At 64.0% G+C, this 21,742-nt stretch carries 16 protein-coding genes and 8 tRNA genes; 16 read left to right on the top strand and 8 right to left on the bottom strand.

What is annotated here, in order from left to right:
- Positions 1-105 precede the first annotated feature (105 nt).
- The 3 genes from aceB to FFS30_RS20455 form a co-directional block, all read right to left on the bottom strand.
- Positions 106-1,737 (bottom strand): malate synthase A, encoded by a 1,632-nt coding sequence (aceB, locus tag FFS30_RS20465; RefSeq protein WP_212742530.1) that lies wholly within the window; start codon positions 1,735-1,737, stop codon positions 106-108.
- Positions 1,738-1,817: 80 nt separating this feature from the next.
- A complete protein-coding gene (locus tag FFS30_RS20460; protein ID WP_137915054.1) occupies positions 1,818-3,269 on the bottom strand; it encodes a bifunctional 2-methylcitrate dehydratase/aconitate hydratase in 1,452 nt (483 codons plus the stop codon).
- 80 nt (positions 3,270-3,349) lie between these two features.
- Complete coding sequence (locus tag FFS30_RS20455; RefSeq protein WP_137915053.1) at positions 3,350-4,039, bottom strand: SDR family oxidoreductase; 690 nt, start codon at positions 4,037-4,039, stop codon at positions 3,350-3,352.
- A 139-nt stretch (positions 4,040-4,178) separates the two neighbouring features.
- Between FFS30_RS20455 and FFS30_RS20450 the strand changes: the two genes are divergently transcribed.
- From FFS30_RS20450 to FFS30_RS20390, 13 genes are all read left to right on the top strand, one after another.
- Positions 4,179-4,255 (top strand) — tRNA-Pro (locus FFS30_RS20450).
- A 118-nt stretch (positions 4,256-4,373) separates the two neighbouring features.
- A tRNA-Arg gene (locus tag FFS30_RS20445) sits at positions 4,374-4,450 on the top strand.
- Positions 4,451-4,516: 66 nt separating this feature from the next.
- A tRNA-His gene (locus FFS30_RS20440) sits at positions 4,517-4,593 on the top strand.
- Between the two features lie 4 nt (positions 4,594-4,597).
- Positions 4,598-4,673, top strand: a tRNA-Lys gene (locus tag FFS30_RS20435).
- Between the two features lie 147 nt (positions 4,674-4,820).
- Positions 4,821-4,905: transfer RNA gene (locus FFS30_RS20430), tRNA-Leu, on the top strand.
- Positions 4,906-5,013: 108 nt separating this feature from the next.
- On the top strand, positions 5,014-6,318 hold the full coding sequence (tig, locus tag FFS30_RS20425; RefSeq protein ID WP_137915052.1) for a trigger factor: 1,305 nt from the start codon (positions 5,014-5,016) through the stop codon (positions 6,316-6,318).
- Positions 6,319-6,415: 97 nt separating this feature from the next.
- Positions 6,416-7,051 carry an ATP-dependent Clp endopeptidase proteolytic subunit ClpP gene (gene clpP / locus FFS30_RS20420; RefSeq protein WP_137915051.1) on the top strand — a complete coding sequence of 212 codons (636 nt, stop codon included), beginning with the start codon at positions 6,416-6,418 and terminating at the stop codon, positions 7,049-7,051.
- 164 nt (positions 7,052-7,215) lie between these two features.
- A complete protein-coding gene (gene clpX, locus FFS30_RS20415) occupies positions 7,216-8,493 on the top strand; it encodes an ATP-dependent Clp protease ATP-binding subunit ClpX (protein WP_137915050.1) in 1,278 nt (425 codons plus the stop codon).
- A 33-nt stretch (positions 8,494-8,526) separates the two neighbouring features.
- Positions 8,527-9,021 (top strand): regulatory protein RecX, encoded by a 495-nt coding sequence (locus FFS30_RS20410; protein ID WP_137915049.1) that lies wholly within the window; start codon positions 8,527-8,529, stop codon positions 9,019-9,021.
- Between the two features lie 55 nt (positions 9,022-9,076).
- The gene (gene alaS, locus FFS30_RS20405; RefSeq protein WP_137915048.1) at positions 9,077-11,710 is read left to right on the top strand and encodes an alanine--tRNA ligase; all 2,634 of its coding nucleotides are present in this window, start codon (positions 9,077-9,079) and stop codon (positions 11,708-11,710) included.
- Positions 11,711-11,961: 251 nt separating this feature from the next.
- Complete coding sequence (gene csrA / locus FFS30_RS20400; RefSeq protein WP_137915047.1) at positions 11,962-12,165, top strand: carbon storage regulator CsrA; 204 nt, start codon at positions 11,962-11,964, stop codon at positions 12,163-12,165.
- A 104-nt stretch (positions 12,166-12,269) separates the two neighbouring features.
- A tRNA-Ser gene (locus FFS30_RS20395) sits at positions 12,270-12,362 on the top strand.
- Positions 12,363-12,431: 69 nt separating this feature from the next.
- The gene (locus tag FFS30_RS20390; RefSeq protein ID WP_137915046.1) at positions 12,432-13,919 is read left to right on the top strand and encodes a site-specific integrase; all 1,488 of its coding nucleotides are present in this window, start codon (positions 12,432-12,434) and stop codon (positions 13,917-13,919) included.
- Positions 13,920-13,935: 16 nt separating this feature from the next.
- Here the strand turns inward: FFS30_RS20390 and FFS30_RS20385 are convergent, their stop codons facing one another.
- Entirely contained in the window at positions 13,936-14,202 is a 267-nt protein-coding gene (locus FFS30_RS20385) for a hypothetical protein (protein WP_137915045.1), read from the bottom strand.
- A gap of 549 nt (positions 14,203-14,751) precedes the next feature.
- Positions 14,752-14,824 (bottom strand) — tRNA-Ile (locus tag FFS30_RS20380).
- 247 nt (positions 14,825-15,071) lie between these two features.
- Here FFS30_RS20380 and mobQ point away from each other — a divergent pair.
- Positions 15,072-16,712 carry a MobQ family relaxase gene (gene mobQ / locus FFS30_RS20375; RefSeq protein ID WP_137915044.1) on the top strand — a complete coding sequence of 547 codons (1,641 nt, stop codon included), beginning with the start codon at positions 15,072-15,074 and terminating at the stop codon, positions 16,710-16,712.
- A gap of 18 nt (positions 16,713-16,730) precedes the next feature.
- On the opposite strand, the gene FFS30_RS20370 is transcribed toward mobQ, so the two are convergent.
- The 3 genes from FFS30_RS20370 to FFS30_RS20360 are packed head-to-tail and all read right to left on the bottom strand — an operon-like array spanning position 16,731 to position 18,358.
- A complete protein-coding gene (locus FFS30_RS20370) occupies positions 16,731-17,588 on the bottom strand; it encodes a hypothetical protein (RefSeq protein ID WP_137915043.1) in 858 nt (285 codons plus the stop codon).
- On the bottom strand, positions 17,585-17,965 hold the full coding sequence (locus FFS30_RS20365) for a hypothetical protein (protein WP_137915042.1): 381 nt from the start codon (positions 17,963-17,965) through the stop codon (positions 17,585-17,587). Before FFS30_RS20365 ends, FFS30_RS20370 begins: the two co-directional genes overlap by 4 nt.
- A gap of 54 nt (positions 17,966-18,019) precedes the next feature.
- Positions 18,020-18,358, bottom strand: coding sequence for a hypothetical protein (locus FFS30_RS20360; RefSeq protein ID WP_137915041.1), 339 nt, complete (start codon positions 18,356-18,358; stop codon positions 18,020-18,022).
- A 221-nt stretch (positions 18,359-18,579) separates the two neighbouring features.
- Between FFS30_RS20360 and FFS30_RS20355 the strand changes: the two genes are divergently transcribed.
- Complete coding sequence (locus FFS30_RS20355) at positions 18,580-21,315, top strand: winged helix-turn-helix domain-containing protein (protein ID WP_137915040.1); 2,736 nt, start codon at positions 18,580-18,582, stop codon at positions 21,313-21,315.
- Positions 21,316-21,508: 193 nt separating this feature from the next.
- Positions 21,509-21,582, top strand: a tRNA-Ala gene (locus FFS30_RS20350).
- The last annotated feature ends 160 nt before the right edge of the window (positions 21,583-21,742 follow it).

Below are 21,742 nucleotides of genomic sequence, written 5' to 3'. Positions count from 1 at the left end.
GAAGTGCCCCGTCCGCATACGGCAACTCGATTGTTTCGACTTCGCGGAGTGTTGCTCCGCGAAGTCCAACACGACCGGTTTGACGAATCGCGCCGCAATCGGCGGTCAGGCCATCGCTTCGTACAAAGGCAAAGTCAGGAACTCGGGGAAGTTCTTCGACAACGCCATCTCCTCGAAGATTTTCGAAGCCTGGTCGTAAGTGTCGACGTTCTCGCCTTGCGCCGTGACCGTCGCTTTGACCTTGGCGAGTTCCTCGGGAATCAGTGTGCGCACAAAGGCAGCGTCGACTTTACGTCCATCGTCGAGCACGCCCTTGTCGCTGATCACCCACTGCCAGACCTGGGAGCGCGAAATCTCCGCGGTCGCGGCGTCTTCCATGAGGTTGTGAATCGGCACGCAGCCATTGCCGCCGAGCCAACTGCCGAGATAGTGGATGCCGACGTTGATGTTGTTGCGCAGGCCGGCTTCGGTGATCGGCGCCTCGGGCACGAAGTTGAGGAAGTCGGCTGCCGCGAATTTCTCGTCGCGCTGCTTGCCCCACTGATTCGGCTTGTCGCCGAGCACGGCGGTGAATTCTTCCATTGCGATCTGAACCAGGCCCGGATGCGCGATCCAGCCGCCGTCGAAGCCGTCGTTGGCGTCGCGCTTCTTGTCGTGGCGCACGCCGGCCAGCGCCTTTTCGTTCGCCGCCGCGTCGCCCTTGATCGGGATCAGCGCGGCCATGCCGCCGATCGCCGGCGCGCCGCGCTTGTGGCAAGCCTGCACGAGTGCAAGCGCGTACGAGCGCATGAACGGCACTTCCATATTGATCGCGACGCGGTTGGCCAGGCAGAAGCCGGGCTTGTTCTTGAATTTCTTGATCGCGCTGAAGATGTAGTCCCAGCGTCCGGCGTTGAGGCCGGCCGAATGCTCGCGCAGTTCGTAGAGAATTTCTTCCATCTCGAACGTGGCGAGGATGGTTTCGAGCAGCACAGTCGCCTTGATCGTGCCCTGGGCGACGCCGAGTTCCTTCTGCGCGAGCACGAAGATGTCGTTCCACAGCCGTGCTTCGAGATGGCTCTCCATCTTCGGCAGGTAGTAGAACGGGCCGAAGCCGCGCGCGATCTGTTCCTTGGCGTTGTGGAAGAAGACCAGGGCGAAATCGAAGATGCCACCGGAAACGCGCTGGCCGTCGACGGTCACGTGCTTCTCGTCGAGATGCCAGCCGCGCGGACGGATCTGCAAGGTCGCGATCTTGTCGTTGAGCTTGTAGACCTTGCCGGCTTCGTTGGTGTGGCTGATCGTGCCGCGGATCGCGTCGTAGAGATTGACCTGGCCCTGGATCTGGTTGAGCCAGTTCGGGCTGTTCGAGTCCTCGAAGTCGGTCATGTACGAATCCGCGCCCGAGTTGAACGCGTTGATGATCATCTTGCGCTCGACCGGCCCGGTGATCTCGACGCGGCGGCATTCGAGCGCCTTCGGCAGCGGCGCGATTTTCCAGTCGCCTTCGCGCACGTGCTTGGTCTCGGGCAGGAAGTCGGGCATCTCGCCCGCGTCGATGCGGGCCTGGCGCGCGATGCGGGCTTTCAGCAGTTCCTGGCGACGCGTCTCGAAAGCGCGATGCAGCTTGGCGACGAAAGCCAGCGCGTCGTGCGTGAGGATTTCATCGAAACGCGGATGCAGGGGGGCGTTTATCGCAACACCGGGGGGGGGGTGGTGGACATCGTTGCTCCTGGAAAAGTGAAGATCGTTAACCACGGATTACGCGGATTTGGACGCAGAGCAAATCGCTCTGTCCGTGTTCATCCGCGCAATCCTTGGCCGGCTCGGCTTTGCTTTTAAATCACGTACAGATCGACGTACTCGTTGACCGGCGTTTCCTCGAGCTTTTTCTGATCGAGCGAGAGATCGAGAATCGTCTTCTGCTGCTTGACCGGGAAGCGGCGCGCGAGGTTGGTCTTGAACTTCTCGACCAGCACGGGGATGCCTTCCTTGCGGCGGCGCTTGTGGCCGATCGGGTACTCGACGACGACTTCCTTGAGCTTCTTGCCGTCGTTGAATTCGACCGTCATCGCGTTGGCGATCGAGCGCTTCTCCGGATCGTGATAGTCCTTGGTGAATTGCTTGTCCTCGACGCAGACGATCTTGTCGCGCAAGGTGTCGATGCGCGGATCGGAGGCGACGCTGTCCTCGTAATCGCTCGCGGTGAGGCGTCCGTAGATCAGCGGCACGGCAACCATGTACTGGATGCAGTGGTCGCGATCGGCCGGATTGTTGAGCGGGCCCTTCTTGTCGATGATGCGGATGCAGGCTTCGTGCGTGCGGATCGTGATTTTCTTGATGTCCTCGACCGAGCGGCCGAGTTTCTTCAACTCGTGATGCAGGGTCATCGCCGCTTCGACGCCGGTCTGGCTGTGGAACTCTGCCGGGAAGCTGATCTTGAACAGCACGTTCTCCATCACGTAGCTGCCGTACTTGCGCTGGAACTCGAACGGCTTGCCTTTGAACAGCACGTCGTAGAAGCCCCAGGTCTTCGCGCTGAGCACCGACGGATAGCCCATCTCGCCGGTCTTGGCGATCAGGGCCAGACGCACGGCGCGGCTGGTCGCATCGCCCGCGGCCCAGGACTTGCGCGAACCGGTGTTCGGCGCATGCCGGTAGGTACGCAGCGACTGGCCGTCGACCCAGGCCAGCGAGACGGCATTGATGATTTCGTCGCGCGACAGGCCGAGCATTTCGGCGACAACGGCCGTGCTCGCCACTTTGACCAGCACGACGTGGTCGAGGCCGACCTTGTTGAACGAGTTTTCCAACGCGATGCAGCCCTGGATTTCGTGGGCCTTGATCATCGCGGTCAGCACGTCCTTCATCGTCAGCGGCTTCTTGCCGGCGGCAAGGTTGTTGCGGCTGATCCAGTCGGCCACGGCGAGAATGCCGCCGAGGTTGTCGGAAGGGTGGCCCCATTCGGCGGCGAGCCAAGTGTCATTGAAGTCGAGCCAGCGAATCATCGCGCCGATGTTGAACGCGGCCTGGATCGGATCGAGCTGGAACTGCGTGCCCGGCACTTTGGCGCCGTTCGGCACCACGGTGCCCGGCACGATCGGGCCGAGCAGCTTGGTGCACGCTGGATACTCCAGAGCTTCGAGTCCGCAGCCGAGCGTGTCGATCAGGCAGTTGCGCGCCGTTTCATAGGCGAGCTTGGACGTGATCTTGTACTTGGTCACGTAGTCGACGATGTCGACGAGAACTTGATCGGGCTTGGGGCGGACGTTGGAAATGTGCGAGCTCATGGAGATCCTTGGCAGAGAACGAAAGAAAAGTACTGGGGAAAACTGGAGATTTTACTCTAGCGGCCGCGGCAGCCAGACAATCAGGTGCGGCCCGCGACCGGAATCAGCGCGCCCGTCACGGCCTGCGCCTCGTCCGAGAGCAGAAACAGAATGACCGCGGCGATCTGCTCCGGCTTCACCCAGCGCGAGTGGTCGGCATCGGGCATGTCCTTGCGATTGACCGGCGTGTCGATCGTCGTCGGCAGGATCGCGTTGACGGTGACGCCGCGGTCTTTCAGTTCTTCGGCCAGCGCCTCGGTGAGCTTGGCGACGCCGGCTTTCGACGCCGCGTACGCGCCCATGCCCGCAGCGGCCTTCGTCGCGCCGGCCGCGCCGATGTTGACGATGCGTCCGGCCTTGCTCTGCGCAAGCAGGGGCAGGGCAGCCATGCTCGAAGCGACCGCGGTGCGCAGGTTGACGTTGAACAGCAGGTCCCAGGTCGCGAGGCGGCCGTGTTCGACTTTCTCCCAGCGGAACGTGCCGGCGACGTTGACGAGCGCATCGAGGCCGCCGAGCTTTTCGTCTATGGTTGCGAACGCCTTCTGCGCCGCTTCGTCCGAGGCCAGATCGACGCCGCCGAATTCGTGCAGATTCTTCGAGTCCACCGCTGCGACCGGCGCATGATCGACCGCGGCGACTACAGCGCCCGCGTCGAGCGCGGCATGCACGATCGCTGCGCCGAGGCTGCCCGCAGCGCCCGTAACCGCGATCTTCTTGCCCTGAAGGTTCATCGTCCGTCTCCGCATCGTAAGGGGCGCCGATGCTAGCGCAGCGCGTCGGCGGGTGTCATGCACGCAAGGTTCGCGTTGACTCAATCGAGGCGCGCTCTTACCATGCTCGCCCTCGCACGGCATAGCGCCTGCGGCGTATCGGGGCATAGCTCAGCCTGGTAGAGCGCCAGCTTTGGGAGCTGGATGTCGAGAGTTCGAATCCCTCTGCCCCGACCACTGATAAAGTTAGAAAAGCGCCGCGCGCGGCGCTTTTCTTCGATTTATCTCCGCTCTCGATTTTCAGCGTTTCGGATTTCGTGAGAGTAGAGGAATCGGTGCGTTACACTACCCGGATGCGCCCGTAGCTCAACCGGATAGAGCACGGACCTTCTAAGTCCGGGGTTGGGGGTTCGATTCCCTCCGGGCGCGCCATTGCAAGATTGATGAAAGACTGTTGTATTTCGACCCACAACTTGCGCTACAATTGCCGGCTCGGTGGTGGGTGTAGCTCAGTTGGTTAGAGTACCGGATTGTGATTCCGGTTGTCGTGGGTTCGAGTCCCATCATCCACCCCATCGGGGGCCGTTAGCTCAGTTGGTAGAGCAGGAGACTCTTAATCTCTTGGTCCTAGGTTCGAGTCCTAGACGGCCCACCACTTTCCCCCCTGCGGCGAATCGGCCATCATATGCGCCGTTGCGACAGCGCTTCGCCACGCCGCCCTCGACTCTGTGCATCGCCAGCGAGACAGCAGGCCGCGCGGCCGCCGCGTTCGGCGCGACGAGCGCCAATAAATGTAAGCAGGGCGAATGTGGCGGAATTGGTAGACGCACTGGATTTAGGTTCCAGCGGGGCAACCCGTGAGAGTTCGAGTCTCTCCATTCGCACCATTTATATACAGTTTCGATCGCGCAAGCGGTCACGCGATTTATGTTTTTCTACCTCGCGTGCTCGCTGGCACGCGGTATAATTTTCGAATCAAATTCTAGGTGCCAACTATGCAAGTTTCCGTCGAAAACCTGGGCAAACTCGAACGTAAACTCACCGTACGCGTTCCCGCCGAACAGTACGAATCTCAGGTGAGGGCTCGTCTCGCCGAAGTGGCGCGCAGCGTCCGTCTGAAGGGTTTTCGTCCCGGCAAGATTCCGGCCAAGGTGATCGAACAGCGTTTCGGTCCGCAGGTGCGCGGCGAAGCGATCTCGGAACTGATCCGCAACAGCTTCAACGAAGCGGTCGGCAAGGAAAATCTGCGCCCGGCCATGGCGCCCGAGATCGACACGACGGGCCAGCCGACCGACGGCCAGATCGAATACACGGCCAAGTTCGAAGTGCTGCCGGAAATCGGCGCGATCGACGTCAGCCAGCTCGAGATCAGCAAGGCGACGTCCAGCGTGGCCGACGGCGACGTCGACGCGATGATCGAGACCCTGCGCGCGCAGCGCCGCGAGTGGGCGCCGGTCGAGCGCGCCGCGCAAGTCGGCGACATGGCCCTGTTCGAATATTCGGCGCAGGGCGCCGATGCGAGCGGCAGCTTCCGCCATCCGGCCGAAGGCGCCGACCGCGTCGGCACGATCATCGGTTCGGGCGCGATGACGACCGGGATCGAAGACGCGCTGGTCAATCATGCCGCCGGTGAAGCGGTGACCGCGGAAGTCGAGTTTCCCGCGGATTTCCGCGAGCCCTCGCTGGCCGGCCGACGCGCGCAGGTCGAAGCGAAGATCATCCGCATTCAGGAATCGAAGCTGCCCGAAATCGACGACGCCTTCATTGCCGCGTTCGGCATCAAGGACGGCGGCATCGAGAAATTCCGCAGCGACGTGCGTGCCAATCTGGAGCGCGAACTCAAGGGCATGCTCCTGGCTCGCCTGAAGAACGAGGTGGTCGGCAAGCTCGTCGACGCGCACCCGCAGATCGACCTGCCGCAGGGCATGATCGACCGTGAGGCGCAGATGCTTTCCCAGCAGGCGCAGGAACAGGCCAAGCAGCAGGGCCAGGTCGCTCCGGGTCCGGAGGCTTATCTCGACATCGCGCGCCGCCGTGTCGCCGCGGGCGTGCTCGTCGGCGAAATCGCGCGTGCGAACAACATCCGCCTCGACAACCGCCGCGTTGCCGAAACGCTGGCCTCGTTCGCCTCGACTTACGAGGAGCCCGAGCGCGTGGTCGAACTGTATCAGCGCGATCCGCAGCTCATGAGCGGGCTGCAGAGCCGCGTCATGGAAGATCAGGTCGCCGATTGGATCGCCGATCACGCCAAGGTCAGCGAGCAGCCGTTGAGCTTCGGCGAGGCGATGCGTCCGTCGTAAGGAGACCGGGCTGAGGGCATGGGCCGAAACGCGCCCTTGATCTTCAGCCCTTCGCCCTCAGCTTCCTGCACTGGATCGACGATATAGCGAGCAACGTATGACCGCCACCCACGAACCCACCCGCAGTCTCAACCTTGTGCCGATGGTGGTCGAACAGACCTCGCGCGGCGAGCGCGCCTACGACATCTATTCGCGCCTGCTCAAGGAGCGCGTCGTATTCGTGGTCGGTCCGATCGACGACATGATGGCGAACGTCATCGTCGCCCAGTTGCTGTTCCTCGAATCGGAAAATCCCGAAAAGGACATCAATCTTTACATCAACAGCCCGGGCGGTGTCGTCACCGCGGGCCTGGCGATCTACGACACGATGCAATACATCCGCTGCGACGTCAGCACGATGTGCATCGGCCAAGCCTGCAGCGCCGCGTCGCTGCTGCTGATGGCCGGCACCAAGGGCAAGCGCTACGCGCTGCCCAACTCGCGCGTGATGATCCACCAGCCTTCGGGCGGCGCGCAGGGCCAGGCTACCGACATCGAGATTCAGGCACGTGAGATTCTGTATCTGCGCAACCGCCTGAACGGCATCTACGTGAAGCACACCGGCCAGCCGCTCGAAAAGATCGAGCAGGACATGGAGCGCGACCGCTTCATGAGCGCCGAGGACGCGAAGGCCTACGGCCTGATCGATTCCGTATTCGAGTCGCGCCCGGCCGAGTCGGTCAAGACCGCCTGAGCGCAGACGTTCGCCGATCGGAAGGGCGCGTAGCCAGCCGCGCCACAGCGTCCTTCCACGACCGAATCCGTTCATCCGCACGGTCCGCTGGATTGCCTGGCAATCCGGCCGGCCTATGCTATTCTTCCATTTGACATTTCTCTGTAAAGGAACCGGGGCCCGGCATGAGTGAAGATCGACAGAGCCGCTCTGGCGACAGCAACAAGATTCTCTACTGCTCGTTCTGCGGCAAAAGCCAGCACGAAGTCCGCAAGCTCATCGCGGGCCCCAGCGTATTCATCTGCGACGAATGCGTGGAGTTGTGCAACGACATCATCCGCGAAGAACTTGAGGAAAAGGCCGCCGGCACGCGCAGCCATCTGCCGAAGCCCAAGGAAATCCTCGACGTTCTCGAGCAGTACGTGATCGGCCAGACGCGAGCCAAAAAGACGCTCGCCGTCGCCGTCTACAATCACTACAAGCGTATGGAAGCGCGCCAGCGTAACGACGAAGTCGAGCTGGCTAAGTCGAACATCCTTCTGATCGGTCCAACCGGTTCGGGCAAGACCCTGCTCGCGGAAACGCTCGCGCGCCTGCTCAATGTCCCGTTCACGATCGCCGACGCGACGACGCTGACCGAAGCCGGCTACGTCGGCGAGGACGTCGAGAACATCATCCAGAAGCTGCTGCAGAAGTGCGACTACGACGTCGAGAAAGCACAGACCGGCATCGTCTACATCGACGAAATCGACAAGATCTCGCGCAAGAGCGAGAACCCGTCGATCACGCGCGACGTGTCGGGCGAAGGCGTGCAGCAGGCGTTGCTCAAGCTCATCGAAGGCACCATCGCCTCGGTGCCGCCGCAGGGCGGGCGCAAGCATCCGCAGCAGGAGTTCCTCCAGGTCGACACCAAGAACATTCTGTTCATCTGCGGCGGTGCGTTCGCGGGGCTGGAGAAAGTCATCCAGCAGCGCTCGGAGTCGACCGGCATCGGCTTCGCCGCCGAGATCCGCAGCAAGTCCAAGCACACGAACGTCGGCAAGGTTTTGGCGGACGTCGAGCCCGAGGATCTGGTCAAGTTCGGTCTGATCCCCGAATTCGTCGGCCGCCTGCCCGTCGTGGCGACGCTCGAAGAACTCGACGAAGCGGCCCTGGTAAAAATCCTCACCGAGCCGAAGAATGCGATCGTCAAACAGTTCAAGCGCATGTTCGAGATCGAAGGCACGGAACTCGAATTCCGCCCCGACGCGCTGAACGCGGTCGCGCGCAAGGCGCTCAAGCGCAAGACCGGCGCGCGCGGCCTGCGTACGATCATCGAATCGGTGCTGCTCGAAACCATGTACGAGTTGCCATCGCTCGAGCACGTCAGCAAGGTCGTCGTCGACGAGGCCGTGATCAACGGCAACGCTGAGCCGTATCTGATCTACCGCGGCATTCAATCGCGCGCCGCCGCGTCGGAGTAATCCGGCCGGCGAACGAGGGCAGGGCGCACCGGCATGGCGCGTCGATCGCAGGGCGATAATCGGCAGGGCGGGGCCTATGACAAGGCGCTCGCCCTGCTTGCGCGCCGCGAGCATTCCGCGCGCGAACTGAAATCCAAACTTGAACTGCGTGGCCTCGACGCCGAAGAAAGCGCGGAAGCGCTCAAAACGCTGCAATCGAAGAACTATCAAAGCGACGATCGCTTCGGCGAAATGCTCGTGCGCTCGCGTCTCGAAGGCGGCTACGGCGCACGCTGGATCGTTGCCGAACTGCGCCAGCACGGCATCGCCGAAGGCCCGGCGCGCGCGCTGATCGACGCCGCCGAACCCGATTGGCCCGAATTGATCCGCCGCCAATTGCGTCGCCGCTTTGGCGCGCGCAAGCCGGCCGACATCGCCGAGCGCAACAAGCGCGCGGCCTTCCTCTTGCGTCGCGGCTTTGAGACCGCAACTGTTACAATGATCACCCGCGCTGAAGGGTTCGACGATACGGCTGACGAATCGGATTGATGTGTCCGGCGGCCGTGCGGTCCCGTGCGCAGCGAACTCCCGCCGAAACGTCCCGATGAAAACCAGCGCCGAAATCCGCCAGACCTTTCTCGACTTCTTCAAATCCAAGGGCCACACGATCGTGCCTTCGGCGCCGCTCGTGCCCGGCAACGATCCGACCCTGCTGTTCACGAACTCGGGCATGGTCCAGTTCAAGAACGTCTTTCTCGGCAGCGAGAAGCTGCCCTACGTGCGCGCGGCCGACGTCCAGCGCTGCCTGCGCGCCGGCGGCAAGCACAACGACCTCGATTCGGTCGGCTATACCGCACGCCATCACACCTTCTTCGAGATGCTCGGCAACTGGTCGTTCGGCGACTACTTCAAGCGCGAGGCGATTGCCTGGGCCTGGGAACTGCTCACCGAAGTCTACAAATTGCCGAAGGAGCGCCTGCTCGTCACCGTCTATCACACGGACGATGAGGCATTCGATCTCTGGAACAAGGAAATCGGCCTGCCCGCGGAGCGCATCGTGCGCATCGGCGACAACAAGGGCGCGCCGTACGCATCCGACAATTTCTGGCAGATGGCCGATACCGGGCCGTGCGGGCCGTGCACGGAAATCTTCTACGACCACGGCGCGCACATCCCCGGCGGCCCTCCCGGATCGCCCGACGAAGACGGCGATCGCTTCATCGAGATCTGGAATCTCGTCTTCATGCAGTTCGACCGCGCGGCCGACGGCACGCTGAGCAAGCTGCCTGCGCCTTGTGTCGATACCGGCATGGGTCTGGAGCGCTTGGCCGCGGTGCTGCAGCACGTGCACTCGAACTACGAGATCGATCTGTTCCAGCGCCTGATCAAGAAGGCTGCCGAACTGACTGGCACGCAGGATCTCGAAAACAAATCGCTGCGCGTGATCGCCGACCACATCCGCGCGACGAGCTTCCTGATCGTCGACGGCGTGCTGCCTTCGAACGAAGGCCGCGGCTACGTGCAGCGCCGCATCATCCGCCGCGCACTGCGCCACGGTTATATGCTCGGTGTGCGCGAGCCGTTCTTCTACAAGATGGTCGATACCCTGGTCGGGGAAATGGGCGAAGCCTACCCCGAGCTTGCGGCGAAGAAGGACGCGGTCGCCAAGGCTTTGAAGATGGAAGAAGAGCGTTTCAACGAAACGCTCGAAAACGGCATGAAGGTGTTCGACGACGTCGCTGCGCGCGCGGACAAGGCGATTCCGGGCGCCGATGCGTTCCGTCTCTATGACACCTACGGTTTTCCGGTCGATCTTACGGCCGACATCGCGCGCGAGCGCGGACTCAGCGTCGACATGGCCGGCTTCGAGGCCGAGATGGACAAGCAGCGCGAACGCGCGCGCGCCGCCGGCAAGTTCGGCGGTGGCCTGACCTTGTCCGCGGAACTCGTCGCCAAGCTCGCGCCGACGCAATTCCTCGGCTACGAGAGCATCGAGGCCAACGGCGCCAGCGTCGTCGCGATCCTCAAGGATGGACAGCCGGTCGACTCGGTCGCCGAAGGCGACGAAGCGGCTGTGCTTCTCGACCGGACACCGTTCTATGCCGAATCTGGCGGGCAGGTGGGCGATACCGGCCTGATCGATGCGAAGGGCCTGGCGTTCGACGTCGCTGACACGCGCAAGCTAGCCGGTCACTATCACGCCCATTTAGGCCGCGTGCGTTCGGGCAAAATCGTGATTGGCGACCGCGTCCACACGAAGGTCGACGCCCAGCGCCGCGCGGCCATCGTGCTCAATCACTCGGCCACGCATTTGCTGCACTCTGCGCTGCGGCAAGTGCTCGGCGACCATGTCGAGCAGAAAGGCTCGCTCGTCGCGCCCGATCGCCTGCGTTTCGACTTCTCCCACAATGCGCCGGTCGCGCGTGCCGATCTGCAGAAGATCGAAGCCTTGGTCAATGACGAAGTGCGCCGGAACGTCGCAGCCGACGTGCATCACATGAAGTACGACGACGCGATCGCCTTCGGCGCGATGGCGCTGTTCGGCGAAAAATACGGCGACGAAGTGCGCGTGCTCAAGATGGGCGATTTCTCGACCGAACTCTGCGGCGGCACGCACGTCGCGCGCACGGGCGATATCGGACTGTTCAAGATCACCAGCGAAGGCGGCGTCGCCGCCGGCATTCGCCGCATCGAGGCCGTCACGGGCGCCGGCGCGCTCAAGCACGTCGAGGACGAGGAGGCGCTGCTCGACGAAGTCGTGCATCTGCTTTCGGCGAGCGGCGGCAACGTCGTCGACAAACTGCAGCAACTGTTCGACAAGCAGAAGAAGCTCGAACGCGAGCTCGAAGCGCTGAAGGCCAAGGCCGCGAGCGCGGCGGCCGGCGATCTCGCTGCGAATGCCAAGGAAATCCATGGCTTCAAGCTCGTCGCCGCGCGCCTAGCCGGCGTCGACGCCAAGGCGCTGCGCGACAGCGTGGATCAGCTCAAACAGCAGCTCGTCGACGGTGTCGTACTGCTCGCGGGGGCAAACGACGGCAAGGTGTCGCTCGTCGCCGGCGTCAGCGGCAAAGCGCTCGGCAAGATCAAGGCCGGCGACATCGTCGCCCACGTTGCAGGCCAGATCGGCGGCAAAGGCGGCGGGCGTCCGGACATGGCGCAGGGCGGCGGCGACGACTCGCCGGCGCTGGCGACAGCGTTGCAGAACCTGCCCGACTGGGTCGGCACAAAATTTGCGTGAAGCCGGTCACATGCGCGGATTCGATCATGTCCGGTTCATTGCACGCCTGTTATTCGTCGGATAGTATCGGTTGATTGATCCGGCCGGTACATGCAGATTACTTCTGCAAGATTAATTAGAGTAGTCCGGTCTGCTTCAGGGGGCGGGTGATCAATACCCGTAGCGTTTTAGCCGTTGCCGTGTGCGTGCCGTCATGGCTGATGTTGCGCATTGAGTCGTTTGGAACGACGAGTTGGCTGAAGGAGATTTGTATGCTTATCTTGACCCGCCGCGTTGGCGAAACATTGATGATAGGAGAGTCGGTCAGCGTGACGGTTCTCGGCGTCAAAGGAAATCAGGTCCGCATCGGAATCAACGCGCCGAAGGATGTCGCAGTTCACCGCGAAGAGATCTTTCAACGTATCAAACGTGAACATTCCGAACAAGGCGAAACCCCTACACCTCCCGCCGCGTAAAGAATAGTCTTTACCCAGGCGGCCGAACTGGCTATCTTATGCGCCCCGTTGCCGGCGAGTCCGCAGCGGGAATGCGCTGTCGGTGATGGCAGCCTGAAAATCCCGGAGAGATGCCCGAGAGGCCGAAGGGGCTCCCCTGCTAAGGGAGTATAGGGTCAAAAGCTCTATCGAGGGTTCGAATCCCTCTCTCTCCGCCAGATGTTTCCAAAGCCCTGATTTTTCGGGGCTTTGTCGTTTTTACGGCTAAGAGGCGTTGGACCCATCGGTTGGACCCTTCCGACCGCATGCGCCTGGCTCATCATGTGATTCGCCACTCGTCCGGCACCTGGCATTTTCGTCTTCGGGTTCCGGCTGTTCTCCAATCGGCACTCGGTCTGCGCGTGGTGAAGCGCAGCCTTCAGACCACCTGCCCGCAGGCGGCGCGGGTGCGCGCCTACACGCTGACGGTGCGTTATGCTGCGCTCTTCGTCGCTGCCCGAGATGCCCTCATGCCGCGTTCGCCGATTCCTTCCGTGGACCGCATCCTTGCGGAGGTCGAACGCGGAGAAACTCGGCGCTTTGAATACGAAGCCGACCCGCTGACGGGGCGGGTCCTCAAGGCCAAGAGCGACGGTACTCCCCAGGACAACGCCGACCTGTTGGCTGCATTGCGCCTGATGACGGCGCAGCCGGTGGTGGCCGTGTCCCCCGCGGCGCCCCCGGCGGTCAAGGTGAAGGCGATCGCCTTGGGCGAGGCGGCGCAAAAATACCGGCTGACCCTCGATCCGGCGACGATGCCGCGCAAGACCCTGACCCAGAAAATGGCGGCCGTGAATGGGTTCGCCACCTGGAAAGGGGTGAAGGCGCCGCTGTCCGAAGTGACCCGCACGGACGTGAGCGAATGGTTTCTTGCATTGCGCGGCAACGGCCTCGCGACGCCGACCCTCACCAATAAGGGGTCTTACTTGACCGCATTCTTTCTCTGGGCCAAGGGGGCGGGTTACTACCACTTTGACCGGGACGACAACCCCGGTGCCCGGCACGTCGTCTATCTGGCGCGGGAAAAACGGCAGCGGAAGAAACTCGGCTTCCGCTCGTTCACGCCCCAGGAACTCCAGAAAATCTATTCCCCGGATGCGTTGGCCCGCCTCAACGACAAGACCCGATGGGGAGCCGTCCTGGGGCTCTATCTGGGGGCCCGGGTGAGCGAAGTGGGGCAGATCGCCCTGGTGGATTTCGTGGACGTCCACGGCCTCTGGTGCGTGCGGATCACGGATGAGGGCGAAGGGCAGAGCCTCAAGAACGAGGTGAGCATCCGCGAGGTGCCGGTTCACCCGGATTTGATCCGGCTCGGCTTGCGCGATCGCGTGGCCGCGCTGCGGGCCGCGGGGGAAACCCGGCTCTTGCCCGGTGTCCAGCCGGGGGCCGCGAACGGCCTGGGCGGCTGGCTGAGTTCGGCTTTTGGCCGGTATCTGGTCGCGTTGGGCATCAAAGTCGAGCTTCCCCCGTCTTCGCGGAAAAAGGGCCCCAAGGTGGGCTTTCATTCGTTGCGGAGAACCGCCATTGAGCATCTGCAGGCCGCGGGCATGGCGGCCGAGGCGCGGGCGCAATACGTCGGGCACGAGATCGACGACGAGCACCGGGCGGTCTATAGCCGTCCGCTGTCGATGCCCGAGTTGCTCCACGGCGTCGGCACGGGGCCGTTCACCACGGTGGGCGTGCGGGTGCTGGCGTTCGAGGGGATCGACCTGGACGCGATCGCCCGCGTCCTCTAGGGTCTACCCCCTGCGTTCACGGGGCTGAGGTTCCGGGTTCGAACGCCAGCGAATGGCGCAGACGAGCGACGATGTGTGCGGCCGGTAGATCGAACCCGGCTTCCAACACGGCCGCGCCGATTTCCAGCCGGCGCCGATGAGCCTCCCGCCGCGCCTGTTCCCGGGCCCGCGTGTCGATGCGCATCTGCCGCAGCAGTTGCCGGGCGCGCAGTTGCCCCAGACGCTCGGCGGCCTTGGTCACCTGATCGGCCAGACGGTCCGTTCCCTCATCCGGCGCGCTCAATGGAGGCTCCGGCCAGGGCGCGGCGACGAGGGCGGCGGCATAGGCGGAGGGCTGGCCATGCGCCGAGCCCGCATGCGTTGGGCCAGTGTCGGACCCAGGAACGGCCCAAAGGGCCGGAACTCGTAGGCGGGGCTCCGGGCCGCGCTGTCCGCATCCAGGACCGTGCGGGTCTGATGAGCCGTTCGGTCAGCCAGATCGATCAGGCGCGCGAAACCATCACCGCGATCGGGTGGCGGGGCGTGAACGAAGGTAGAGCGATAGACGCGCTGGGTGCGCTCGATGACGTAGAGGAGTTCGTGGAGCAGCGGGCGGATTTCGTCGGGGCAAGGCATGCGTGGAGTCCGGCGAGGGGGCTCCTACCTTGATAGCAAAAAAACGAAGGGGCGCAAGGTTGCACCCTGTAAAACTGAGCAAAAAAAATGGCCCCGCATAGGGCCATTTTTTCTCCCAATCTATTCGGCAAACCCCCACTGGGCTAGGGGCTGATAAAACACAGAGCCATTGGCTCCATGCAGCTGCCTGATTGTGTGCAAGTAGTCTAACACAAAGTGCAGGCGAACGGAATCGAACCGTCGACGCGAGGTTTATCACACCTCCGCTCTACCAACTGAGCTACACCTGCACAGGAGTGGTGGCTGCCATCATCTTGAAAATAGTGTGGGTGATAAGGCCACTTTCAAAACTGGGCACTCCGTGCGGAAAAGCCTACTCCTGAAAGAATCGGGAAAGCAAATAGCGCACTTAGGCAAACCTTCGGTTTGCGTGCGCTGGGGCTCCGCCCCAGACCCCGGCGCTGCGCGCCGCCGCCCCTGGGCTTTCCTGATCTCTCGCGTCTCTGAGGCCTTGCCGATTCGCCGGCACCCGATAGGCTGGAAAGCAGCCCCACCGGAGCGCCCGCCATCGCCCTGTTTCATGCTTCCTTGAAGGTCTTCAGCCGATCGCGCGGACATGCGGCGACGGCCGCGGCTGCCTACCGGGCCGGAGCGAAAATCCAGGACGCCCGAACCGGCACGGTGCATGACTACCGGCATCGAAAAGGCGTCGTCTCGGTGCACACGTTCGCCCCCGAATCCGCCCCGGCTTGGGCGTCGGACTTCTCCGCCGTCTGGAACGCCGCCGAGCGGATCGAAACCCGCAAAAATGCCGCCGTCGCCCGAGAACTGGAAATCGCCTTACCGGTCGAACTGTCCACCGAGCAACGGGAAGCCCTCGCCGCCGATCTGAGCCGTTTCCTGGTCGATCGCTATGGCGTGGCGGTGACCGCCGCAATCCACGCGCCCGACACCCGGGGCGACGATCGAAACCACCACGCTCATCTTCTCCTTTCCACGCGGCGGCTCGATGCCGGTGGGTTCACCACGAAGGTGCGCGAACTGGACGATCGGAAAACCGGTCCCCGGGAGGTCGAAGCCCTGCGCGCCGCGGTGGCAGCGTTGACCAATATGCATCTGGAACGCGCGGGCCGGCCGGAACGGGTGGATCATCGCACCCTGACCGCACAAGCGCGCAGCGCCGAAGATGCGGGCGACGTGGCCCAAGCCATACGCTTGACCCGCCAAGCGACCCGGCACGCCGGCAAGTCGGCCACGGCCCTGGGGCGCCGCGGTGCGCCTGCCGATCGGGCTGCCGGAAACGAGGCCATTGCCCACCAGAATCGCACGGGGTTGGCGGCCATCTTGGCCCATGCTGACCGAGAGGGCCGCTTGATGCCCACCCCCACGCGGTCTGGGTTGACGCAAGCCCGAGCCGACCGTCGGCGCGAAAACGTGCCGCCACACTCTCGGACATTTACCGGTCAAGCACCCATCCGGCTGGGCATGGCCCAAGGTGCAGGCAGTCAGGTATTGAACGAACAGGCAAGGGCCTCCGAGGAAACACTCAGAATCCAGGCCGATCTTGTGCGGGATTACCTCGCCCACCTCGACGAAGCCAGTCGGCGAATACTGGAGGCGTATGCCCAGCAGTACCGGCTGGGAGGGGACGATTTCCGGGCGCTGGCGCGGCACTGCCACCGAGATGCGCGGTGCGTGGGACTGCTCCGGCACGCGCAGGAAGCCCGAACGACTTGGGAGCGTGCGCAAACGCGGCCGCTCCGGCGACGTGATGCGCATGGCTTGGCCATGGTCGAAAGCACCAAGGCCCAACGCGCCTGGGAGGGTGTCCACGCAGAGCCGCAGCCCAAGGCATGGCAACGGGCGAGCCGGCGGCAGTGGGCCGAACGCCGCAGCCGGCAGCGCGAACGGTTGAAGCAAGCCCAGGAGCGCGAACGCCAGGCGGCCCAAGCGGTCAGCGACCAAGCCATGGCCGCGTATGCGACCACCGAGCGGGAAGCCCGTGAGGCGTGGCACCGCTGGGAGCAACGCCGGCGGGAACGCTATCCGCTTCCGTCCGATCCACGCCCGGCCGCCGCGGCCCGACCCATCCGGCTGGACGAGCCTCTTCCGGGCTCACCCCCACCGGCGCGCGCTGCCCATCCCGGCGTGACAGCGCATCGTCCTCGCTGGCATTGACTCGATGATGGGGGGCGATCAGGCAAACCGCTTCTGGACGTCGCGCACCAGATAGTCCGGCACGGGCATCTCCACGCGCGTATCCGCGACGGGGAAGGTCAGGGTTTTGCCCACCGCCGATATGTCCGCCGTGGTCAGGGACGTCGATCGAGAGCCATCGAAGAACAAGGCGCGGCCGTCCTTGCCGATCGCCAGATACCGGATGCCGGGCTGGACCGTCCCGACGAACCGGCACAGCACGATCGGATGCAGAAGGCCGCGCGCCCGCTGCTGCGCTTCGTCGCGCAACCGCCCGGTCGCCCGGTTCCATTCGGCCATCAGGGCCGACGCGTCCGGCCGCAGGCGTTTGCGGTGGTGGAACATCCAAAGCCGGAACACGATCAGAACCCGGTTGCCAATCAACTCCGCCGCCACCCGTTCCCGAAAAGATTCATGGGCGGTGAACTCGTTGCCGCTCCATTTCCGATGGAAATAGTCCGGCACCGTGAGGCGATAGAAGCCCACCAACGTTTCTCCGGTCTTGACCGTCTTTTTGATCCAGCCTGCGACAGGGGGAAGCCCCGGAACCACGAGTCCGGAGGTATAACTGGTGCTTCCTGCGTTCACCGAGGTTCCGGAAAAATAGCCGGGCGATCCGGGATGGGAGACGTAGACCTCCTTCTTCTGGGTCATGGTCGACCAATCGACATCGACGCAACCGAGCGGGATCCGATACGGGGTGATGGCCTCGGCCGTGGACACGCAAAACTCGCGGGAGGCCTCGTCGATCCACACCCGCAGTTTGCCGCTGGAAAACTCCGGCCGCCGCGGTCGAACCACCGTCTGATAGGCGCAAAAGACGAGGAGAAGCAGGAGAAGCGCGTAGACGGAACTCACTGCTTTTGCCCGCTGATCAATCCCGTGCCGAGCGTGCTGCCGCCCTGCGTGGCCTGGTAGGACGTCAGGACGCCGTGGCGATCGAAGAGCACGAGTACGGTGGTGTTTTCGGTGTGGGCGCTGCCGACCAGGGCACCGACCACGGGGATGAAGGACCGCGCATCCGACTGCGATTGAAAATACGTGTAAGACACGGTGCGCGTCCCGTCGGAGTTCACAGTTGACTGATTTGGCGGCCCCAGTTCGCGCACCACGTCGTCGTAGGTCGTTTTTCCTTTTTGGAAGCCGGCCAGTTTGTCAGGATCGACCTTCGTGCCGGACGACACGCAACCAGCCATCAAGGACAACAGGAAAAGCGGGAGCAGAACGAAACGCATGAGAACTCCGGAAGAGAGAAAGACGTGCCACGCAGGGCGGTGCGGACCATTCGGCTATTGGGCTTTTCGCAAGACTTGCTCCAGATGGAGCGTGGCCGTTGTGCATGCGTTGAAGTCCGTGACCGTCACGGTGCGGCCGTTCCGGAACGTGGCGCGCAGGTCGAACACGCACCCACCCCGAAGAGCCAAGGTGGCGGTTTGTCCGCCCAGAAGCACCGTGGAGGTGCGGTCCGGCCCGACATCGAAGGGCGTCCACTGATCACCGCCGTGGACCCGGGCGGCCAACGCCGCCAGGGTGTCCGGCGAGTTGTTGACCACGTTCAGATAGTGCGGCGCGGGATTCGCCCCAGCAGGGGCGGCGGCGAACAGCAGCAAAGGCAACAGGCGACGCATGGCACACTCCGGGAACGGTGGAAAGGGCAGGCGCGCACGCTCGCCCAGCGGCCGGCAAAGAGTCCGCACGGAGTCCACACGAAAACCACACGGATTCCAGTGCATTGATTTTTCTGCACTTTTCCGACGTTCGGCAGTGGAAACCTCGGACGCGGTCGCGCTAGACTCCCGCCCCTTCACACAGGAGGGATCGCGTGGCAGAGAATCGGGGGGAGCCGCTGATGCGGTGGCGTTTCGGCACGAGCGCGGGCGCGGCGGTGTTCGATGAAGGCAAATGGGAACTGACCGTCGGCGGGGTGCCCACGGAACTCGAACGCAAGCCGCTCGAAGTGCTCGGGTTGCTTCTGCGCCACGCGGGCGAAACCGTCACCAAAGACGAACTGTTGGATCACGTCTGGCGGGGCCGCATCGTCGTCGAAGGTGCATTGACCAACGCCATCGGCAAACTGCGCCGCGCCCTGGGCGACGAGGCACAAACCCTGCTGACCACGGTGGCCCGCGTCGGCTATCGAATCCTGGGCCCGGTGGAGGGCAAGCACCTGCCGCGCGCGCCGCTTGGCCGTGCCCTGCGGGCGGGCGAGGCCGTGCCGCGCCGGCCGCAATGGCGCCTGATGGCCGCCTTGGACCAGTCCGAGCATGGGGAGGTCTGGCGCGCCCAGCACACCAAAACCGGAGAGTCCCGGGTGTTCAAGTTCAGCCTGGACGGCTACCGCCTGAGCGCGTTGAAGCGGGAGGCCACGTTGTCCCGGCTGCTGTATGAAAGCCTGGGCGACGTGCCCGCGTTCGTGCGCGTGCGGGAATGGGATTTCGAAGATGCGCCGTATTTCCTGGAGGCCGACGACGGCGGTCCGGACCTGGAGACCTGGGCCGGGGCGCGGGGCGGGCTGGAATCCTGGCCCCTGGCCGAACGGCTGGCGTGGCTCGCCGAGGTGGCCGACGCCGTGGGCGCCGCGCACGAGCTCGGCGTCCTTCACAAGGACTTGAAGCCTACCAATCTGCTGATCTACGGAGAGGAGGGCCACTGGCTCCCCCGCGTGGTCGATTTCGGCAGCGCGCGCCTGCTCGAACCGGAGCGCCTGGACGCTCTGGGCATCACCCGAACCGGCACGACCCTCGATGCCACCGGTTCGCTCACCGGCACGCCGCTCTACGTCGCGCCCGAGGTCTTGGCCGGCCAGTCGGCCACCGTCAAATCCGACCTTTACGCCCTGGGCGTGCTCCTGTTCCAACTGGTGGCCGGCGACCTGAGGCGCCCCTTGTCGGCGGGGTGGGAAGCGGACGTTTCCGATCCGCTGCTGCGCGAGGACATCGGCGCCTGCGCCAACGGCAACCCGGCCCTGCGGCTGGAGGCGGCGCGCACGCTGGCGGTGCGCCTGCGCACCCTGGACGAGCGGCGGCAGGCCGCCGAGCGGGACGCAGTGAAGCGCGCCCAGGCCGAGGAGGCCGCCCGGCGCTGGGCCGCGGCGCGTGCCCGCCGGCCGTGGGTGCTCACGGCGTGGGCGGCGCTGATCGTGGGCTTCGTCGTCGCCACGGTGCTTTTCGTCCAAGCCCGAACCGCCACGGCCGCCGCGCAGAAAGAGGCGCGCGGGTCGGGGGCCATGCTCGGGTTTTTGACCAAAGACGTGCTGGGCCAAGCCGACGTCGACCAGGCCGGCACGGGCACGCGGTCCCTGGGGGAGGCGATCCAGACCGCCGCCGGCCGCATCGATTCGGCGTTCCCCCAGGACCCCGAGGTGGCCGCCCGGCTCCATGAGTCGATTGCCAAGGCGCTGGCCAGCCGCAACGACGCGAACGGTACGGAACAGCAATACGCCCAGGCGGCGGCGCTGTATGAACGCGCGCTCGGGCCGTCCGCCACGCCCACCCTCAAGACCCGTATGGCCTTGCTGGCCCGGCGGCTCGTCGATCCCCGCAACGACCAGGTGGAGTTCAAACCGGAACTGGATGCGTTGACGCAGGCCGCGCACGCGGCCGAGGACGGCGGAGCCGGCGTGTTTTATTCGCTGAACTCGCTGTGGACCATCTACTACTCCGACCGGCAACACGATCCCGCCGCGGCGCTGCCGTATAGCCATGCGAGTTATGAACGGGCGATCGCCGAACACGGCCCGCAGGAAAGCGGGGCGCGAATGAACTACGGTGTGGACCTATTGCGGTTGAAGCGCTACGCCGAGGCCGATCGGGTGTTCCGCGACGCCATCGAGCAATACACCCGGGAGAAAGGGCCGGAACACCCGATCACGCTGGATTTCCAACACCGCCTCGTCATGAGCCTGACCTTCCAAAAGCGCTACCGTGAAGCGGAGCCGGTGGCCGAGGCGGTTCGCGATGGCCGCCGGAAGGCGCTCGGCCCAGGCAATACGGACACGATCGACGCCCTCTCGAATCTGGCCACGGTTGAAGGCGGATTGGGGAAGTGGGGCGAGCAGCAAGGGGCGATCGAGGAGGTCTTGCGTCTCTATCAGCCGTTGGCCGAGGGGTGGGAGCCGGCCGTGCTCACCGCCCGGTTGACCCGTGCCGGCGTCTGGGCCCGTCTGGGCCGGGCGGACGATGCCCGCAAAGAGGTGGCCGACGTGCGGGCTCTGGCGCACCAGCATGAGAACGACCAAGGCGAATACGGGGACATGATCGACTACGTGGCTGCCATCGTCGCCCTGCGCGGCCAACATTGGGACGAGGCGGCCGAACTGCTGGGCCGGCTCGATCCGAATCGGGTGCGAACAAACCGAGCGTATCTGACGGGGGAGGATGGCGTGGCCAAGTGGAGCCTGGCCCAGGCGATGCTGGCTTCCGGCCGAGGCGACCGCGCCGCGGCCTTGACCTGGGCCAACCGGGCCGTGGCGGGCTTCCAGGCCGCCGACAGTCCGGCCGACTATGTGCCGGCGCGGGAAGCCGAGGAACTTCGGGCGGCGGTCACGGAGACAAGGGCGGGAGAACGGAAGGCATCGGCGATGTAGGCACGGATAGAAACCATGAGACCCATTCGCGGATACCCAGAAGTTTTCTTTAAGGCAAAGAAAAAGGCCAGTTTTCACTGGCCTTTTCGGTAGCTCGAACCCGAAGGTTCGCACACGATTCGCGACCGCCATTATCCACAACATTACTCGAAACGCAAGGGATAGGCGTGATAAAGTTCACGCGCGGTTAGGCGCCCCGGTAGCTCAAGTGGATAGAGCACACGATTCGCAATCTGGAGGTTGTGGGTTCGAGTCCCACCCGGGGCTCTTCGTATGGTTTATATGACCGTCGCACGTGCGTAGCGTAGCCGAGGAAGTTGCGACCTTTGCGAAAAGGCCGCCTTTATGGCGGCCTTTTTTCGTCCAGGCCCACAGTGCCCAGCCGCCGCCGATGCGGAAAAAGGGATTTAGGGATTTGTATACTTTC

Source organism: Rudaea sp. 3F27F6 (assembly GCF_005503555.1).
Taxonomy (GTDB): Bacteria; Pseudomonadota; Gammaproteobacteria; order Xanthomonadales; family Rhodanobacteraceae; genus Rudaea.
This window is presented reverse-complemented; position numbering and strand designations above follow the sequence as displayed.

Coding starts and splice junctions, on each gene's coding strand:
- FFS30_RS20455 (WP_137915053.1), bottom strand. CDS start 4,039: ATGAACCTTCAGGGCAAGAAGATCGCGGTTACGGGCGCTGCGGGCAGC.
- clpX (WP_137915050.1), top strand. CDS start 7,216: ATGAGTGAAGATCGACAGAGCCGCTCTGGCGACAGCAACAAGATTCTC.
- FFS30_RS20365 (WP_137915042.1), bottom strand. CDS start 17,965: ATGCGTTTCGTTCTGCTCCCGCTTTTCCTGTTGTCCTTGATGGCTGGT.
- FFS30_RS20355 (WP_137915040.1), top strand. CDS start 18,580: ATGCGGTGGCGTTTCGGCACGAGCGCGGGCGCGGCGGTGTTCGATGAA.
- FFS30_RS20460 (WP_137915054.1), bottom strand. CDS start 3,269: ATGAGCTCGCACATTTCCAACGTCCGCCCCAAGCCCGATCAAGTTCTC.
- tig (WP_137915052.1), top strand. CDS start 5,014: ATGCAAGTTTCCGTCGAAAACCTGGGCAAACTCGAACGTAAACTCACC.
- FFS30_RS20410 (WP_137915049.1), top strand. CDS start 8,527: ATGGCGCGTCGATCGCAGGGCGATAATCGGCAGGGCGGGGCCTATGAC.
- csrA (WP_137915047.1), top strand. CDS start 11,962: ATGCTTATCTTGACCCGCCGCGTTGGCGAAACATTGATGATAGGAGAG.
- clpP (WP_137915051.1), top strand. CDS start 6,416: ATGACCGCCACCCACGAACCCACCCGCAGTCTCAACCTTGTGCCGATG.
- FFS30_RS20360 (WP_137915041.1), bottom strand. CDS start 18,358: ATGCGTCGCCTGTTGCCTTTGCTGCTGTTCGCCGCCGCCCCTGCTGGG.
- alaS (WP_137915048.1), top strand. CDS start 9,077: ATGAAAACCAGCGCCGAAATCCGCCAGACCTTTCTCGACTTCTTCAAA.